Raw genomic sequence first — 16,676 nt, forward strand, 5'->3', positions numbered from 1 at the left:
ACGGCGGAGCCGATTCAGCCGGACGTTCGCGTCACGTCACCACGGCACCACCCCCGCGTCCTCGAAGAACCCGCCCGTCGGGCCGTCGTCCGGCAGGGTCGCCAGGTGGATGGCGATGGCCGCGCCCTGTTCCGGGGTGCGTACGCCGCGGAAGCCGTTGAGGTCGGTCGCGCAGTAGCCGGGGCAGGCGGCGTTGATCAGGATGTTCGTGTCGTGCAGCTCCCTGGCGTACTGGACGGTGACGGCGTTGAGGAAGGTCTTCGAGGGCGAGTAGGCAACCGCGATCGGGCCCGGTTCGCTGCCGGGAGTGGTCTGCCGGGTGAGGGAGCCGACGCTGCTGGACATGTTCACGATCCGCGGCGAAGCCGACCGGCGCAGCAGCGGCAGCATCGCGTTGGTGACGCGGATGACGCCGATCACGTTGGTCTCCACGGCCGCCCGCACCGTGTCGAGGTCGACCGTGGTGGGCGTCTGCGGCATGCCGCCCGTGATCCCGGCGTTGTTGACGAGCACGTCGAGGCCTCCGGCGCGGTCCTCCAGCAGCTCGGCGGCCGCGGTCACGCTCGCGTCGTCGGTCACGTCGAGCGGTACGCCGAACGCGTCCACGCCGCCCGCATGCAGCTTCGCCACGGCGGCCTCGCACCGCTCCTCGTTCCGGGCGGCGACCCCGACCCTCCAGCCGAGGGCACCCAGCCCGGCCGCGATCTCGTAGCCGATTCCCTTGTTCGCGCCGGTCACCAGCGCGATCGTCTGTTCGCTCATACGGTCGATCCTGTCCCGGCCCGGCGGGAGCAGGCCAACACCAATCGGGTGGGGACCGATACCGCACGGGTATCGGTCCCGGTCCCGGCCGGTAAAATGGCGGCGTGGAGACGCGTGAACTGCGGTACTTCGTCGCCGTCGCCGAGGAGCTGCACTTCGGCAGGGCCGCACGGCGGCTGGGGATCGCACAGCCCCCGCTGTCGCGGACGATCCGCCAACTCGAACGGCGCCTCGGGGCGGTCCTGCTGGAACGCACCAGCCGCACGGTCACCCTGACCGAGGCCGGGGCGGTGCTCCTGCGGGAGGCCCGCGCGGCACTGGACGCGGTCGAGGCCGCCGAGCGTCGCACCCGCCGCGCCGCCCTCGCCGTCGGCGGCCAGGCCGGAGTGGTCCTCGCCTCGAAGGCCGGCGCGTCCAGCGAACTGCTGGCGAAGCTGCTCGACACGTATGCCGCCGAGCCCGATGCAGCCCCCGTCGAGGTGCTCCTGTGCGGAATCGGCGAGCAGGAACGACTGCTGCGCGACGGCCGCGCGGACGTGGCCCTGCTGCACCTGCCGTTCGACGCGACGGCAGGGCTCGACACCGAAGAGCTCTGCACGGAACGACAGGTCGCGCTTCTGCCGGCCGGGCATCCCCTCGCCGCCCGGCCCCATGTGCAGATGGCCGACGTCAGAGAGCTGCCCGATCTGCCGATGCCGCGCTGGCCCGGCCGGGACGGCAAGTACCCCGACGGCCCGGGACCGCAGGCCCGGGACCATGCGCAGTTGTACCAGCTGATCGCGCTCGGCCGTGCCTGCTGGATCGCGCCGGAGTCGAGCCGGGGCCAGCTGCGCGACGACGTCGTCGCCGTGCCGGTTCTGGACGCGCCGAAGGTCACGACGGTCATCGCCTGGCCACCGCACAGCCGCTCCCGAGCCGTCGCGGGCCTGGTCCGCACGGCGACACGGCTCTAGCAGAACCGCCGGGGAAGCTCAGACCCTCTCAACCGCCGACCTGCACCTCCACCCGGGCCCCCACCCTGACCCCCCACCCCTGCATCGCCCCGGCCTCCGCCTCCAGCACATGCCGCGAACGGGGCCGGGGCAGCCCCAGCCGCCAGGGCTTCATGGTGACCACGGCGACGACGGTCAGGTCGCGGTCGAGGTAGGCGACGTCGATGGGCATCCGCATCCGGAACGTGTGCACGCTGTTGGCGGGGGAGAGCAGCATCGCCCCGTCGACCGAGTCCCGCCCCAACAGCCCTTTCGTACGGGCGCGGTAGGAGGTGGCGATCTCCAGCGGAACGGCCACGGCGCCCGTCCCGCCACCCCCCGTACGCACGATCAGCTTCCCTGGCCCGTCCGCCCATTGCCGCCCCACTCCGAGGCCCCCTCACCGCCGCCGTCCGCTGCCTGGAACCGAAGGTATCCGCTCCCCACCGCCGTGGGCCCCGATGGGCCCACGGGCCCGTGCCACCCGGCCCGCGCCGGGCATAGGGTCCCGCCGTGCGCACTCTCCTCACCCTCGTGGCGGCCCTGTGGGGCGCGGGAGCGGGCCTGCTCCTGCCCCGCGCCGCCCACCGCCTCTCGGTCGACCCGGACCAGCCGTGGAGCGACCGCTGCCCCGCAGGCCACCGGATCACGGGCGCCTTCTCCGGCTGGCTGGGCAGGGCGGCCTGCCGACGAACCGAAGGGGCAGAGGGGACAGGGCCGTGCGGTCCCTACGGCCCGAGCACGCCGGCCGTCGCCACGACAACCGCCCTCGCCTGTACGGCCCTTGCCGCCGCGGCCGGGCCCCACCCCGGGACGGCGGTCTGGGTGCTCCTCACCCCCGTGGCGGTCCTGCTGACCCTCGTCGACCACCGGGTCCACCGCCTCCCCGACGTCCTGACGCTGCCGCTGGCCGCCACGACCGCCGCGCTCCTGGGTGTCGCTGCCGCCCTCCCCTCCGCCACGGGATCCTGGCCCACGGCCCTCCTCGGCGGCCTGACCCTGGGCGCCGCCTACCTCGTCCTCTTCCTCGTCCACCCGTCCGGCATGGGCTTCGGCGATGTGAAACTCGCCCTCGCCCTGGGCACGGCCCTCGGCTGGTACGGCTGGCAGATCCTGCTGACGGGGGCATTCGCGGGCCTTCTGTACGGCTCGCTGTACGGCTTCGGGATGGTTCTCGCACGCCGCGCGGGCCGCAAGTCGGCCATTCCGTTCGGCCCGTTCATGATCGGCGGGGCGTTCACGGGGCTGCTGCTGGGCGCCGTCGCGGCGGCCTGACGGCGCGCACTCCGCATACCGAAAGGCTGCGGTGCATAAAGGAGTTGTCCCGTTCGCTCCCGTCCGGATAGGAAGAACACATGACTGGACTCGGTGCCGTGTTCCGCCCCCAACTGCCTCCCGAGCGACTCAGGGACGTCGCCCGCCTCGCGGACGAGAGCGGCCTCGAAGAGCTCTGGCTCTGGGAGGACTGTTTCCGGGAGGGCGGGATCTCCACGGCCGCTGCCGCCCTCGCCTGGACCGAGCGGCTGCGGGTGGGCGTCGGGCTGCTGCCGGTGCCGCTGCGCAACGTCGCGATCACCGCCATGGAGACCGCCGCGCTGCACCGGATGTTCCCGGGACGCCCGGTCGTCGCGGTGGGGCACGGGGTGCAGGACTGGATGGGGCAGGTAGGGGCGCGGGTCGAGTCGCCCGTCACACTGCTCCGTGAGCACCTGGTCGCACTGCGGGCCCTCCTCGGCGGGGAGCGGGTGACGACCGAGGGGCGCTACGTCCGGCTCGACGACGTCGCGCTCGACTGGCCGCCCGCCGGTCCCGTGCCCGTGCTGGCCGGCGCCACGGGGCCGCGTTCGCTGCGGCTGTCCGGGGAGGCGGCGGACGGCACGGTCCTCACCGCGTCGACCACGGCCGACGGAGTACGGCGGGCCCGCCGGCTCATCGACGAGGGCCGCGAGTCCGCCGGTCGCACCGACCCGCACCAGGTGGTCGTGTACCTCCTCACCGCCACCGGCCCCGACGCCGCCGCCCGACTCCGGGCCGAACTCGCCGACGAGGGGCTGGAGTCCGTGCCCGACCTGGGGGTGGCCGGAGACGCCGGTGCCGTCGCCAAGGCCGTGCAGCGGCTCGCGGACGCAGGCGCCGACAGGGTGATCCTGCAGCCGACGGGCGACGAACCCGACCCCGAGGGCTTCGTACGGTTCGCGGCACAACAGGTCAGGCCGCTGGTCCCGTGACCGCAGGGTTCGCAAAGTCCGCGACGGTTCGGCAGCGCCCCTACAGGGGCGCGGGGAACTGCGCGACCAGCCACGACGGAGCCACAGATGCCCCCTCACCGCACATCACTCATGCCCCGTAAGGGAAACCGGCGCTTCGAGGACCTCGTAGCCGAAGGCACCGCCGTCCCCACCGACGGCTGGGATTTCTCGTGGTTCGCAGGGCGGGCCACGGAAGCGCGGCCCTCCTGGGGCTACGCCGTCTCCCTGGCAGACCGCCTCGCCAAAGCCACCGCCACGCTCGACATCCAGACCGGCGGAGGCGAGGTCCTGCACTTCGCCCTCGGCCGGGCCACGAAGCCACCGGTGCTCACCGCCGCGACCGAGGGCTGGCCGCCGAACGCCGCCAAGGCCACCGCCCTGCTCCGCCCCCACGGCACCGTGGTCGTCTCCGTGCCCGAGGACGCCCCGCTGCCCTTCGCGGACGGCGCCTTCGACCTCGTCAGCAGCCGGCACCCGGTGACCCCGCACTGGACGGAGATCGCCCGTGTCCTGGAGCCCGGTGGCAGCTACTTCGCCCAGCACGTCGGCCCGAACAGCGTCTTCGAACTCGTCGAGTACTTCCTCGGCCCCCAGCCCGAGGAGTCCCGCAGCACCCGCCACCCCGACCACGAACGCGCAGGCGCCGAAGCCGCGGGCCTGGAGATCGTCGACCTGCGCGCCGAACGGCTCCGCGTCGAGTTCCACGACATCGCAGCCGTCGTCCACTTCCTCCGCAAGGTGATCTGGATGGTCCCGGACTTCACGGTCGAGGCGTACGAGGACCGGCTCCGCGCCCTGCACGAACGGATCGAGTCCGAGGGCCCGTTCGTCGCGCACAGCACCCGCCATCTGGTCGAGGCCCGCAAGCCGCACCGCCGATGAGCCCTACGCGTGCGCTCCCGCCGTCACCTCCCCGATCACCAACTCCGCCTGCGCCTCCAGTACTTCGCCCACCCGCTCCACCTGCTCGCCCAGCTCCCGCTCCTGCCGGTCCGTCAGCCGTCCGAGTGGCTCCACCGTGACGGTCGTACGACGTCCCCGGCGCCGCTGGTGCCACACGCCCGCCACCACGCCGTCCACCAGCAGCACCGGATAGTTGCCCGCCTGGCCGCCCGCCAGCGCCCGTTCGTAGGCGGCCCCCGGGAACAGCAGTTCCCGCGGCTGCGCGGCGATGCCGTACGCGTCGAAGTACGGCAGCAGCCGGACCCCGGGCAGCCGCCCCTCCGGGAACTCCGTGTCGCCCGCCACGACCCAACAGCCCCCCGCCCCCTCGAAGACGACCTCCTCGATCTCCCCCGCCGCGGCGAGCGTGCCGAACAGCGCTGCGGCCCAACCACCGGGCGCCGCCAGCCACTTGGCGAAGTTCTGCGGGGTCGCCGGGCCGTACGCACGCAGATAACGGCGCACCAGCTCGCGCACCGCCTCGTCCGGCGGCAGCGGGGTGAAGTGCGGCGGGCGGGTGTACGTCACCTTGCGGCCGCGGTTCGGGCCGAAGCACAGGGCGCCGGACTGACCGGCCCGGTGCAGCACCTGCCGCCAGCGCGGCCACAGGTCCTGGAACGCCGGCATCACCCGGTCGCCGGCCCAGGAACCGGTGCGCGCGACGACCTCCTCGCTCAGTTCGTCGATGGTCAGGGCGACCCCTTCCAGGGCGTCCCCGATCGCCGCCACGATCTGCCGTGCCTGCTCCTCGGTGACCCGTACGCCCGGTGCGAACGGACTGGCGGTGGACGGAACGGCAGGCAGGGCCGAGCACCACAGGGGCAGTTCGCGCGCGGGCAGCAGATGTACGGTCCCGCGCGGGCCGTGCGTCTTCACCAGCGTCCGCTCGTCCCACAGTGCGGCACGCACCGCTGACCGGGTCGTCCTGGCCGTCCGCACCCCCACCGACACCTCGGCCGCCGACAGCACCTGCGCATGCGCGGCGAGCATCGCGTCGACCACATCGGCGACCGTCGTGCCCGGCTCGGCAGGGTTGGCCAGGAACTGCCGTTCCAGTCGGCGCGCGCTCGCCTCGTTCCAGCTGATCCTCAGGCTCATGGGACGACCGTAGGACCCAAGCAGGACAGTTTCTGTCCTAGCTGGACGTTCCGTGCGCGAACGCGGGCGGTTTCCACATCGTTATCCCCCCGAGTCGATTCCAGTCCCATGCGTCACGTAAGTTCAGACCAAGGTAATTCGCGTGAGCAAAGCTGCGCGGCGGCACCGCGCCGTGGAGGGGGCTGCGCGGTGCCGTATCCCCGTCAAATCGGCGTTCGTGGGCCGGTTCACCCGGCTGGGGGATGCGGGGACAACTCGCCGAACAAGCCCCAAGACGCGGCAAACCCTCCAGATCACTGCGCTTCCCGCACGTTTCCCCTGGAAATCCGCTGCGATCCGGCCATGAGCCCGCCATGAAACTGCCCCTCCATGGCCATCGGCGCGTCGCCGTTCGAATTCGGAGAGTAGTTGTGGCACGCCGATGCACCCAGCAGCACTTACGAAGGGTTATGGTGGAAACCCCCCCTCGGGCCGGTCCGTCTCCCCCCCACGGACCGGCCCGTTTTCTGTGCGCCCCACCACCCCTTGAGGGAGCCGTGGTGGAGCCGGGGGTAGGCTTCGCCTCCGGGGACCGCCATACGGACAGGATCGCCCTCCACACTCCTGGGCCGCGCCTGTCCGATCCGTACGGAGGGGCTGACAATCACGTGAACCTGCGCGACAAGCTGCGCGGCCTGCTGGTCAGGCTGTACGCACGCCGGGTGGAAGGCCACCTGGACCACGCTCAGGTGCCGGGGCACATCGGCGTCATCATGGACGGCAACCGACGCTGGGCGAAGGCCGCGGGCTCCTCCACCGAGCACGGACACCGGGCCGGTGCCGAGAAGATCGAGGAGTTCCTCGGCTGGTGCAGCGAGACGGACGTCGAGGTCGTCACCCTCTGGCTGCTGTCGACGGACAACTTCGACCGGCCCCAGGAAGAGCTCGTCCCGCTCCTCGGCATCATCGAGGACGTCGTGAAGACCCTCGCCGCCGACGGCCGCTGGCGGGTGCACCACGTCGGCACGCCGGACCTGCTCCCGGCGCAGATGCAGACCACCCTGAAGGAGGCCGAGGAGGCCACCGCCGGCATCGACGGGATACTGGTCAACGTCGCCATCGGATACGGCGGCCGCCAGGAGATCGCCGACGCGGTGCGCTCGATGCTCCTCGACGCCCACGAAAAGGGCACCTCGATGGAGGACCTCGCCGAGGCCGTCGACGTCGACATGATCGGCCGCCACCTGTACACCGGCGCCCAGCCCGACCCCGACCTGGTGATCCGTACCAGCGGTGAGCAGAGGTTGTCCGGATTCATGCTCTGGCAGACCGCGCACTCCGAGTACTACTTCTGCGAGGTCTTCTGGCCGGCCTTCCGCAAGGTCGACTTCCTGCGCGCCCTGCGTGACTACGCGGCGCGACATCGGCGTTACGGCGGCTGACACGCTGTACCCCCTGAAGCGGGCGCGAGTACCCCGATTTGGGGCACATGTAACGAGGAGTTCACCAGGGCGCCGTCATATGCGTCGGCATGGTGACGCATGTTCGAGGGCATAAGCCAGTCAGGTCGATGCCCGAACCACGGGTGTCGGATCTCAGCGGGCGGCACGGGGCCGTCCGCCCGGGAGGCCCTTTGCACCAGCCCGACCGTGCGGTTCCAGCACGGAAGAACAGGCGGAGGGCCGGTTTTCGGCCCGTGCATCGCGGCCGTCGACCGGCCCAGCTCCACTCCGTCGCTCCCCGACCTCATCCGAGGGGGTACGTCCTTCCGTGGTGACCAGCACAAAGCGCCACAAGCCAGACCGGCGCACCTATGTTCTCGACACCAGCGTCCTGCTGGCCGACCCGAACGCCCTGAGCCGCTTCGACGAGCACGAGGTAGTGCTCCCCATCGTCGTGGTCACGGAGCTGGAGGCCAAGCGGCACCATCCCGAGCTCGGCTACTTCGCCCGGCAGGCCCTCAGGCTGCTCGACGAGTTCCGGGTCCGGCACGGCCGCCTCGATGCCCCCATCCCGATCGGGGATCTCGGCGGCACCGTACGTGTCGAGCTCAATCACTCGGACCCCAGCGTGCTGCCGACCGGCTACCGCCTGGGGGACAACGACTCCCGCATCCTCGCGGTCGCCCGCAATCTGCAGGCGGAGGGGTTCGACGTCACCGTCGTGTCGAAGGACCTGCCGCTCAGGATCAAGGCCTCGTCCGTCGGTCTCCTCGCCGAGGAGTACCGCGCCGAACTCGCCATCACGGACTCCTCCGGCTGGACCGGAATGTCCGAACTGACCCTGCCCGGCGAGCAGGTGGACCTCCTCTTCGAGGAAGGGCACGTGTATGTGCCCGAAGCGTCCGAGCTGCCCGTGCACACAGGTCTGACCATCCAGTCGGAGCGCGGCAAGGCGCTCGGCCGGGTCACCGCCGAGGGCAACATCCGCCTGGTGCGCGGCGACCGGGAGGCCTTCGGCATCAAGGGCAGGAGCGCGGAGCAGCGGATCGCGCTCGATCTGCTCCTCGACCCGGACGTCGGGATCGTGTCCATGGGCGGCCGGGCCGGCACCGGCAAGTCGGCGCTCGCGCTGTGCGCGGGGCTCGAGGCGGTGCTGGAGCGGCGCCAGCACCAGAAGGTGATGGTCTTCCGTCCGCTGTACGCGGTCGGCGGGCAGGAACTCGGCTATCTCCCCGGCTCCGAGGCCGAGAAGATGAGCCCCTGGGCGCAGGCGGTCTTCGACACGCTGTCCGCGGTCACCAGCCGCGAGGTCATCGAAGAGGTCACCGCACGCGGAATGCTGGAGGTCCTTCCCCTCACCCACATCCGCGGGCGCTCGCTGCACGACGCCTTCGTGATCGTGGACGAGGCGCAGTCGCTGGAACGGAATGTACTGCTGACCGTTCTGTCCCGAATCGGCGCCAATTCACGGGTGGTTCTCACCCATGACGTGGCACAGCGGGACAATCTGCGTGTCGGGCGCTACGACGGTGTCGTCGCCGTGGTCGAGAAGCTGAAGGGGCATCCGCTCTTCGCGCATGTGACGCTGACCAGGTCCGAGAGGTCCCAGATCGCTGCGCTTGTGACCGAAATGCTCGAAGACGGGCAGATCTGAGACGGAAGGTCAACTCTGAGATAGATCAAGGCCAGTTGGCGCCGTCCCACAAAGGCTGTGAGCCTAGTGGGGCGGCGCCTTCGCGTGTTGCTGTTTCTCGAAATCCCTGGGGTCAAACGGGATGTGAGCTTTCACACGCAACTCAGAATTGCCACCCGGCGTCCGGTTACGGCAGAGTCTCATTCCTGTCAGGCCCCGCATACGACACACCTGTACCCCCAGCGGTACGGCACCACACGAGCACCACAGCTAACTCCACAGCGTCGTCGTATGCCGCCCGAGCACCACGCGGCGCTCCCCTCGCGGGAGTTGCCCACCGGGCCCGCGCCTCCCGTGACCCATGAGTGGGGAGGCCAGAGTCAGGGGCACGATTGCGTCCGCCAGGGTCACCGAAGCGGGCGATGCTGGAAGGAAACCGTGTGAGCCGGATTTCGGTCCGGGGATTCGCAGTGGCCTCGGCCACCGCGGTCACCGCCGTCGGAAGCGTTGTCGGAGTTGCCTCGGGCAGCACCGCCCAGCCCAACGACGCCGAGGCGACGGCAAGCGACGCGACGCTCCTGGCGGACATACCCGCGGGCCAGCAGGCCCAGGTCCAGACCGCCTCCCTGACGCAGCAGGCCGACGCCCAGGCCATCCAGGCCGACGCGAGCGCCAAGAAGGACGCCGAGGAGGCCGCCCGCAAGGCTGCCGCCGACACCGCGATCGCCAAGAAGGCGGCGGCGGAGAAGGCTGCCAAGGAGGCCAAGGAGCGCGCCGAGGCCAAGGAGAAGGCCAGCCGCAGCGCCGGTGACTTCCCGATCCAGAGCTCGTACTCCGTCGCCGAGATCCAGGCGATGGCACGGCAGATGGTGCCGAGCGGCCAGTTCCAGTGCTTCAGCTACATCGTGGACCACGAGTCCAGCTGGAACTACCACGCGGTCAACGCCTCCTCCGGCGCCTACGGCCTCTTCCAGGCGCTGCCCGCCTCGAAGTACTCCTCGGCCGGCTCCGACTGGCAGACCAACCCGGCCACGCAGATCAAGTGGGGCCTGAACTACATGAACAGCCGCTACGGCAGCCCGTGCGCGGCGCAGTCCTTCTGGGCCGCGAACCACTGGTACTAGGCCCGGAGCGGAGCCGCCGAGACCCGCGGTCCGGCCTCTCAACCTTCGACAGCCCCTCCCCGTCATAGGGGGAGGGGCTGTTGCCCTGTACGGTCGATGCGACGACTCCAGGGGGGAGTGGTGGGGAGCACCCGGGGACGCGGGGGAAGAGGACGGATCATGTCGCGAGTGCCAGGGTGGCTCGGCCGCATCGGTGCCGGTCTGACCGAGGTGAGTGAGCGGTTGGACGAGCGCCGCGCCGAAGTGGAGCGGGAGAGCGCCGCGGACGACGCACCGCGCCCGCCCCGCAAGGCCGCCGCGGAGGCTCCGCCGCCCCACGCGGCAAAAGCGCCGCCGCCCGCGCCCGTCGTACGCCCCGACCCCGTGCAGGCCGTGCCGTGGAGCGTGCGCGTAGCCGCCGAGGCCGGCTGGCGGCTGCTGGTGCTCGCGGGCACGGTCTGGGTGCTGATGCGGATCATCAGCGCCGTACAACTCGTCGTCTTCGCCTTCGTGGTCGCCCTGCTCATCACGGCGCTGCTGCAGCCCACGGTGGCCCGCCTCAAGAGCCACGGCGTGCCGCGCGGCCCCGCCACCGCGCTCACCGCGGTCCTCGGCTTCGTGGTGATGGGGCTGCTGGGCTGGTTCGTGACCTGGCAGATCATGGAGAACATCGACAACCTCTCCGACCAGATCCAGAACGGCATCGACGACCTGCGCAACTGGCTGCTGAAGAGCCCCTTCCACGTCACCGACAAGCAGATCAACCAGATCGCCAAGAACCTGCGCGAGGCGGTCGGCGCGAACACCGACCAGATCACGTCCTTCGGTCTGGAAGGCGTCCAGGTCGTCGTCGAGGCACTCACCGGCATCCTGCTGACCTTCTTCTCGACCCTCTTCCTCCTCTACGACGGCCGGCGCATCTGGGAGTGGACGCTGAAGCTGGTGCCGGCGGCGGCCCGCCCCGGTGTCGCGGGCGCGGGCCCGCGGGCCTGGCGCACGCTGACCGCCTATGTGCGCGGCACGGTGCTGGTGGCCCTGATCGACGCCATCTTCATCGGCCTCGGCATCTACTTCCTCAACGTCCCCATGGCCGTCCCGCTGGCCGTGTTCATCTTCCTGTTCTCCTTCATCCCGCTGGTCGGCGCGGTGGCCTCCGGCGCGCTCGCGGTGGTCGTCGCGCTGGTCACCCAGGGCGTGTTCACGGCCGTGATGACGCTCCTGGTGGTCCTCGCGGTCCAGCAGATCGAGGGCCACATCCTGCAGCCCTTCATCCTCGGCCGCGCGGTACGCGTCCACCCCCTCGCGGTGGTCCTGTCGGTCGCTGCGGGCGGCATGGTCGCCGGAATCGGCGGCGCGGTGGTCGCCGTACCGCTGGTGGCGGTGACGAACACGGTGGTGGGGTACTTGAGGGCTTACTCGGCCGGACTGCTCCCCGCCGATCAGCCTCATTCAGCCCGTCCGGCGGCTGAGGACGAGGCCGTTGAGGCCGAAGCGGGGTCTGAGGGCGCAGCCCCCGGCGACAGCCCCTGAAACGAGCGCCACGACCTGCCGGCGGAACGGACAGGGGCCCTCCCCGCATCGGGGAGGGGCCCTGGGCTTGCGCCAGTTACTCGGTGCGCAGCCCGTCCGGGCGCATCAGCCGCAGCAGCGGGGGCAGGCTGAGCAGGGTCACGGCGAGTACGACACCCGCGCCGATGCCCGTCATCGACAGCACGCTCGCCCAGTCCACGGTCACCGTCTCGCCGGTCATCCGCAGCAGCACCGCGCCCAGCGTCAGCCCGACCACCGACGCCAGCAGCAGGCCCAGCGCGATCGGGATCGCCGTCTGCCACAGCACCGACAGGCTCAGCGTGCGGCGCCGGGTGCCGAAGGCGACCAGCGAGGACAGCAGCTTCTTGCGCTCCCGCAACTGCTCCAGCTGGGAGACCAGCAGGCTCGCGCCGATCAGCAGCAGGACACAGGTCGCGCCGACGAACAGGCCGGTGCGGATGGAACGGAACTGCAGCGACTGCCTGCTGGCCGCCATGGTGTTCACGTCCGCCAGCCGGTCCAGCCGCGCGGCGGTGTTGCGAACGTAGTCGTCGGCGTCCGGCACCGACGGCTTCAGCGAGACGTACACCTGCTGGACCATGCCGGCCATCGTGCCCGCGGGCAGCGCGCCCGGGGTGAACAGCAGGCCGCCGCGCGCATAGCCGGTCGGGTCCTCGCGCTCGGCCGCCGCCTTGATGCCGGGGGGCACCTTCCAGGCCACCGTGTGGTGCGTGGAGCCGGTGTAGGCCGGGTCGAAGTACAGGGTGCGGCCCGCGGTGGTGAGCTCCTTGGTCTTGGCGTCGTAGTTGCCGCCCTGGACCACGAAGACGTCACCGTCGCGGCAGGACGACAGCCGGGCCACCTCCCGCAGCTCCGCGCAGGTGCCCGCGGCGGCCTCCACGGTGTTGTCCGGCTCCTTGGCCTTTTCGCCGAGCGACCCCTGCGAGATGGCCGAGGCGTGGCGCACGCCGTTGGTCGCGGCGATCTGCCGGGCGGCCTCGGCCAGGGGGATGTCGCCGCGTAGGTAGATCTGCATCTGGGCCCGGCTCAGGTCGTTGGTGGTCTCCTTGGTGTAGTCGTGCTCGACCCCGGCGAACAGCATCTGCAGGGCGATGGCACCGGCCACCGCGACCGCGATGCCGTTGACCATGCGGGCGGCCGTTCCGCTGCTCAACTGCAGCCTGCGTACGGCCAGTTGCCAGGACACGGATCCGGCGTCGAGCCGGTTCACCGCGGCCTCCACGATCCAGGGGAGCAACGCGGTGACGCCGACCAGCAGCAGCACGGTGCCGCCGATCACCATCCACTCGTTGAAGTTCCCGTTGCGGTTGCCCTGCCCGACCATCGGGTACAGCAGCCCGAGACCGGCCAGCGGCAGCAGCAGCCGCCACCACAGCCTGCGGCGCGGCGGCTTCGCCGTACGGACCACGCCCAGCGGTTCGATGACGACTCCGCGCAGCGCGAACAGCGTGACCAGGACGGCCGCGGCCGGTACGGCGACGGCGACGAGCGCGACCAGCGCGGGGGAGGGGTTGAGGTCGCTCGGGAACACACTGATGTCCCGCACCACCAGCACCCCGGCCAACTGCCGCCCGGCCAGGAAGAAGACGGTGCCGAGCACGAGGCCGAGCAGCGCCCCGGCGAGCGCCTCGCCCCCAGCGATCCGGCGCGCCATCCGCCCGTCCGCCCCGACCAGCCTGAGAGCCGCGAGCCGGCGGTCCCGCCGCTCACCGCCGAAGCGCACGGCGGCCGCGATGAACACTCCGACGGGCAGCAGCAGCACCACGAAGATGATCATGATGAGGAGTATGAGAATCGGGTCCAGCTTGTCTTGCGTGTGCTCCCGGGAGGGCCCGAAGTAGTCGATCCGCTCGACCGAGCCACTCGCCAGATGGTTCGCCAGCCCCGTCTCCCCCGCGTAGTAGGCGAGTTCGGCGGGCCCGATCAGCCCGGGATGGCCGATGGTGCCGACCACCCGATACGGCAAGCGGTCCCGCAGCATCCGGCCGGAGCCGGAATCCAGCAGCTTCTCCAGCGCGGGCGAGACGACCATCTCGCCCTTGGCCGGGAACTTCCCGACCCCGGGCGGCAGCGGCGCCTTCGCCCCCTCGGGCTCCACCAGCCGCCCTCGCACGTCCTTGCCGCGGAAGGTCGTGTCCGTATTGGCGATGACGAGAGTGTCGTCCGCCTTCGGCAGCACATTCTGGCTGTACGTGAAGTCGTCCCGGTCGGTGCCCCGCTGGTTCCGCGCGGACAGCGCGCTCGGTATCGCCGTGGTCAGCAGCAGCAACGCCACCCCGAGCCCGACGCCCACTGCCGTCAGCAGGGCCCGGGTCCACCCCTCACGCCCACCGGCGAAGGCGAACCGCACCCCCATGGCCAGATCCCTGGTCCACTGCCCCCGCACCTTCATACGATGCGCTCCATGTCCCTGGACTTCCCGTCCCGTACGACGATCTCGCGGTCCGAGTAGGCGGCGACCCGGGCCTCGTGGGTGACGAGGACGACGGCGGCGTTGGTGGACCGGGCGGCGTCCGTGAGCAGATCCATCACGCGCTCGCCGTTGAGCGAGTCGAGCGCGCCGGTGGGTTCGTCGGCGAACAGCACCCGGGGGCTGGTGACCAGCGCCCGGGCGACGGCGACGCGCTGCCCCTGGCCGCCGGAGACCTCACCGGGCCGCTTCTTGGCGAGGTCGTCGACCTCCAGCCGCTCCATCCAGGTCAGCGCGGTCCGCTCGGCCTCCTTGCGGGAGGTGCCGTTCAGCCGGAGCGGCAGGGCCACGTTCTCCACGCAGGTCAACTCCGGTACGAGCTGGCCGAACTGGAACACGAACCCGAACTCGGAGCGCCTGAGCGCACTGCGCTCCGCATCGCTCATCGTCGCCATCTCGCGTCCGGCGTACAGGATCGACCCCGAGTCGGGCGTCACGATCCCCGCGAGGCAGTGCAGCAGCGTCGACTTGCCGGACCCGGAGGGGCCCATCACGGCGACGACCTCACCGGGGTGGATGGAGAACTCGGCGCCGTCCAGCGCGGTGGTCGGGCCGTACGCCTTGTGCAGCGCGTCGGCGACGAGCAGGGAACCTGCGGGAGTCACTTGGCCACCGCCTCCGCCAGCTTGTCCAGGCGCGCGGCGGTCAGCTCCAGCCAGCGCAGGTCGGCCTCCAGGTGGAACAGGGCGTGGTCGCAGATGAGCTGGTCGGCCAGGTCCCCCTTCCGTTTGCGGTCGGTGAGGATCCTCATCATCCGCAGGTGCTCGGAGCGCTGCGTGTCGAGGATGTCGGCCGCGTTGCGGTGGGTGAGCAGGGCGAGGACGACCTTGGTGTACAGCGTGGACTGCAGATACGGCTCGGGCGCCTCCGGTGTCGCGAGCCAGCGCTCCACGTCGGTGATCCCGGCGTCGGTGATCGCGTACCGCTTGCGCTCGGGACCGCCGCCCGGCTCGATGCCGTCGACCTCGACCAGCCCGTTCTTCAGCAGGCGGGACATCGTCGAGTAGACCTGGCCGTAGTGCAGCGGCCGGTCGTGACCGAACTTCTCGTCGAAGGCCCGCTTCAGGTCGTAGCCGTGGCGGGGCCCGGACTCCAGGAGTCCCAGAAGAGTGTGACCGATGGACATGTCCACGACTCTACACATGGTGTATACGCCTTGCGTATACGCCCGGTGTTTAGATCATGGCGCGGTGTACAGCTGACCCACAGCTCCGCAGGTGGGGGCCGATTGTCATGGTTCTGCAACAAGGCCGTCGGCGTTTTGGGGCGAGGCCGTTCAGGCCGACGGGGGTCTGGGGGCGGAACCCCCGGGCGGGCGCCCACGACGGGGAATCGGCCCCGCCTCCCCGGGCAGCCTCCCGGCCTCCGCGAGAGCGCGCCGCAACAAGAACTCGATCTGGGCGTTCGCGGAACGCAGTTCGTCGCCGGCCCACCGAGCCAGCGCCTCGTAGACGGACGGGTCCAGACGCAGCAGCACCTGCTTGCGCTGCTGCGGCCGGCGCCGGGGCGAAGCCCCCTCGGAGGGATCCGTCACTGGTAGAGGGTCCCGGTGTTGAGCACGGGCTGCGGGGCGCGGTCCCCGCACAGCACCACCATCAGGTTGGACACCATCGCCGCCTTCCGCTCCTCGTCCAGTTCCACGATGTCCTGCTCGGCGATCCGGGCGAGCGCGGCCTCGACCATGCCCACCGCCCCGTCCACGATCTGCCGCCGGGCCGCGACGACCGCCCCGGCCTGCTGCCGCTGAAGCATCGCCGAGGCGATCTCGGGAGCGTACGCGAGATGCGTGAAGCGGGACTCGATGATCTGCACCCCGGCCGCCTCCACACGTGCGTGCAGCTCGGCGGCGAGCTTCTCGGTGATCTCCTCCGCATTGCCGCGCAGGGAAAGCCCGCCCTCGTCATGGGCGTCGTAGGGGTACTCGATCGCGATGTGGCGTACGGCCGCCTCGGTCTGCGTGGCGACGAACTCCAGGTAGTTGTCCACCTCGAAGGTGGCCTGCGCGGTGTCCCGCACCTTCCACACCACCACCGCGGCGAGTTCGATCGGGTTGCCGTAGGCGTCGTTGACCTTGAGGACGGCGGTCTCGTGGTTGCGCACCCGGGTGGAGATCTTCGTGCGGGAGGTGAAGGGGTTCACCCAGCGCAGGCCGTCCTGCCGGATCGTCCCCCGGTAGCGCCCGAAGAGCTGGACGACCCGCGCCTCGCCCGGCGCCACGGTGTTCAGCCCGCGCAGCGAGATCACCGCCGCGACGAGGACGACGGCACCACCGGCCGCGAAGGCCGGATTTGCCTGCGCGGCCGCGAACAGCAGGCCGGCGACCAGGAGTCCGAGCAGCCCCAGCAGCAGCGCGAGCGCACCGCCGATGCTGTGCGCGGCGAACTCCCGGACGCGGGGCGCGGGCATCTCCGGTATGTCGGCGTCGGGAGCGTTGTCGTGGATGGGCATGGGTGGTCCCCCGTTGTCGTGGTGCGGT

16 protein-coding genes are annotated in these 16,676 nt (G+C 71.0%); 8 read left to right on the top strand and 8 right to left on the bottom strand.

Annotated elements, in window-relative coordinates; all coding sequences use genetic code 11:
- Positions 1–36: 36 nt before the first annotated feature.
- Positions 37–762, bottom strand: a complete 726-nt coding sequence (locus ACIBW9_RS21245; protein ID WP_398957169.1) for an SDR family oxidoreductase — start codon at positions 760–762, stop codon at positions 37–39.
- Between the two features lie 104 nt (positions 763–866).
- Between ACIBW9_RS21245 and ACIBW9_RS21250 the strand changes: the two genes are divergently transcribed.
- A complete protein-coding gene (locus ACIBW9_RS21250; protein ID WP_398957171.1) occupies positions 867–1,715 on the top strand; it encodes a LysR family transcriptional regulator in 849 nt (282 codons plus the stop codon).
- Positions 1,716–1,743: 28 nt separating this feature from the next.
- On the opposite strand, the gene ACIBW9_RS21255 is transcribed toward ACIBW9_RS21250, so the two are convergent.
- Entirely contained in the window at positions 1,744–2,121 is a 378-nt protein-coding gene (locus ACIBW9_RS21255) for a DUF192 domain-containing protein (RefSeq protein ID WP_398957173.1), read from the bottom strand.
- A 125-nt stretch (positions 2,122–2,246) separates the two neighbouring features.
- On the opposite strand from ACIBW9_RS21255, the gene ACIBW9_RS21260 reads away from it, so the two are divergent.
- The 3 genes from ACIBW9_RS21260 (at position 2,247) to ACIBW9_RS21270 (ending at position 4,864) form a co-directional block, all read left to right on the top strand.
- Entirely contained in the window at positions 2,247–3,008 is a 762-nt protein-coding gene (locus ACIBW9_RS21260; RefSeq protein WP_398957175.1) for a prepilin peptidase, read from the top strand.
- A gap of 80 nt (positions 3,009–3,088) precedes the next feature.
- On the top strand, positions 3,089–3,961 hold the full coding sequence (locus tag ACIBW9_RS21265; RefSeq protein WP_398957177.1) for an LLM class flavin-dependent oxidoreductase: 873 nt from the start codon (positions 3,089–3,091) through the stop codon (positions 3,959–3,961).
- Between the two features lie 111 nt (positions 3,962–4,072).
- Positions 4,073–4,864, top strand: a complete 792-nt coding sequence (locus ACIBW9_RS21270; protein WP_398957179.1) for a methyltransferase domain-containing protein — start codon at positions 4,073–4,075, stop codon at positions 4,862–4,864.
- Positions 4,865–4,867: 3 nt separating this feature from the next.
- Here ACIBW9_RS21270 and ACIBW9_RS21275 read toward each other — a convergent pair whose 3' ends face one another.
- Positions 4,868–6,022 carry a winged helix DNA-binding domain-containing protein gene (locus ACIBW9_RS21275; RefSeq protein ID WP_398957181.1) on the bottom strand — a complete coding sequence of 385 codons (1,155 nt, stop codon included), beginning with the start codon at positions 6,020–6,022 and terminating at the stop codon, positions 4,868–4,870.
- Positions 6,023–6,669: 647 nt separating this feature from the next.
- Here ACIBW9_RS21275 and ACIBW9_RS21280 point away from each other — a divergent pair.
- The 4 genes from ACIBW9_RS21280 (at position 6,670) to ACIBW9_RS21295 (ending at position 11,709) form a co-directional block, all read left to right on the top strand.
- Positions 6,670–7,443, top strand: a complete 774-nt coding sequence (locus tag ACIBW9_RS21280) for an isoprenyl transferase (protein ID WP_398957183.1) — start codon at positions 6,670–6,672, stop codon at positions 7,441–7,443.
- 328 nt (positions 7,444–7,771) lie between these two features.
- On the top strand, positions 7,772–9,097 hold the full coding sequence (locus ACIBW9_RS21285) for a PhoH family protein (RefSeq protein ID WP_398957186.1): 1,326 nt from the start codon (positions 7,772–7,774) through the stop codon (positions 9,095–9,097).
- A gap of 419 nt (positions 9,098–9,516) precedes the next feature.
- Positions 9,517–10,200 (top strand): transglycosylase SLT domain-containing protein, encoded by a 684-nt coding sequence (locus ACIBW9_RS21290; protein ID WP_398957189.1) that lies wholly within the window; start codon positions 9,517–9,519, stop codon positions 10,198–10,200.
- A 159-nt stretch (positions 10,201–10,359) separates the two neighbouring features.
- A complete protein-coding gene (locus ACIBW9_RS21295; RefSeq protein WP_398957191.1) occupies positions 10,360–11,709 on the top strand; it encodes an AI-2E family transporter in 1,350 nt (449 codons plus the stop codon).
- Positions 11,710–11,785: 76 nt separating this feature from the next.
- On the opposite strand, the gene ACIBW9_RS21300 is transcribed toward ACIBW9_RS21295, so the two are convergent.
- The 5 genes from ACIBW9_RS21300 to ACIBW9_RS21320 all read right to left on the bottom strand — a co-directional run bounded on the left by ACIBW9_RS21300 (position 11,786) and on the right by ACIBW9_RS21320 (position 16,648).
- The gene (locus ACIBW9_RS21300) at positions 11,786–14,122 is read right to left on the bottom strand and encodes an ABC transporter permease (RefSeq protein ID WP_398957193.1); all 2,337 of its coding nucleotides are present in this window, start codon (positions 14,120–14,122) and stop codon (positions 11,786–11,788) included.
- Complete coding sequence (locus ACIBW9_RS21305; RefSeq protein ID WP_398957195.1) at positions 14,119–14,805, bottom strand: ABC transporter ATP-binding protein; 687 nt, start codon at positions 14,803–14,805, stop codon at positions 14,119–14,121. The genes ACIBW9_RS21300 and ACIBW9_RS21305 overlap by 4 nt, the downstream gene beginning before the upstream one ends.
- The gene (locus ACIBW9_RS21310; protein ID WP_398957197.1) at positions 14,802–15,326 is read right to left on the bottom strand and encodes a PadR family transcriptional regulator; all 525 of its coding nucleotides are present in this window, start codon (positions 15,324–15,326) and stop codon (positions 14,802–14,804) included. The genes ACIBW9_RS21305 and ACIBW9_RS21310 overlap by 4 nt, the downstream gene beginning before the upstream one ends.
- A 150-nt stretch (positions 15,327–15,476) precedes the next feature.
- Positions 15,477–15,734 carry a hypothetical protein gene (locus tag ACIBW9_RS21315; protein ID WP_078912344.1) on the bottom strand — a complete coding sequence of 86 codons (258 nt, stop codon included), beginning with the start codon at positions 15,732–15,734 and terminating at the stop codon, positions 15,477–15,479.
- On the bottom strand, positions 15,731–16,648 hold the full coding sequence (locus ACIBW9_RS21320) for an SPFH domain-containing protein (RefSeq protein WP_398957199.1): 918 nt from the start codon (positions 16,646–16,648) through the stop codon (positions 15,731–15,733). The genes ACIBW9_RS21315 and ACIBW9_RS21320 overlap by 4 nt, the downstream gene beginning before the upstream one ends.
- Between the last annotated feature and the right edge of the window lie 28 nt (positions 16,649–16,676).

The organism is Streptomyces sp. NPDC049541 (genome assembly GCF_044465725.1).
Taxonomy (GTDB): domain Bacteria; phylum Actinomycetota; class Actinomycetes; order Streptomycetales; family Streptomycetaceae; genus Streptomyces.

Coding starts and splice junctions, on each gene's coding strand:
- ACIBW9_RS21245 (WP_398957169.1), bottom strand. CDS start 762: ATGAGCGAACAGACGATCGCGCTGGTGACCGGCGCGAACAAGGGAATC.
- ACIBW9_RS21265 (WP_398957177.1), top strand. CDS start 3,089: ATGACTGGACTCGGTGCCGTGTTCCGCCCCCAACTGCCTCCCGAGCGA.
- ACIBW9_RS21270 (WP_398957179.1), top strand. CDS start 4,073: ATGCCCCGTAAGGGAAACCGGCGCTTCGAGGACCTCGTAGCCGAAGGC.
- ACIBW9_RS21275 (WP_398957181.1), bottom strand. CDS start 6,022: ATGAGCCTGAGGATCAGCTGGAACGAGGCGAGCGCGCGCCGACTGGAA.
- ACIBW9_RS21295 (WP_398957191.1), top strand. CDS start 10,360: ATGTCGCGAGTGCCAGGGTGGCTCGGCCGCATCGGTGCCGGTCTGACC.
- ACIBW9_RS21300 (WP_398957193.1), bottom strand. CDS start 14,122: ATGAAGGTGCGGGGGCAGTGGACCAGGGATCTGGCCATGGGGGTGCGG.
- ACIBW9_RS21310 (WP_398957197.1), bottom strand. CDS start 15,326: ATGTCCATCGGTCACACTCTTCTGGGACTCCTGGAGTCCGGGCCCCGC.
- ACIBW9_RS21320 (WP_398957199.1), bottom strand. CDS start 16,648: ATGCCCATCCACGACAACGCTCCCGACGCCGACATACCGGAGATGCCC.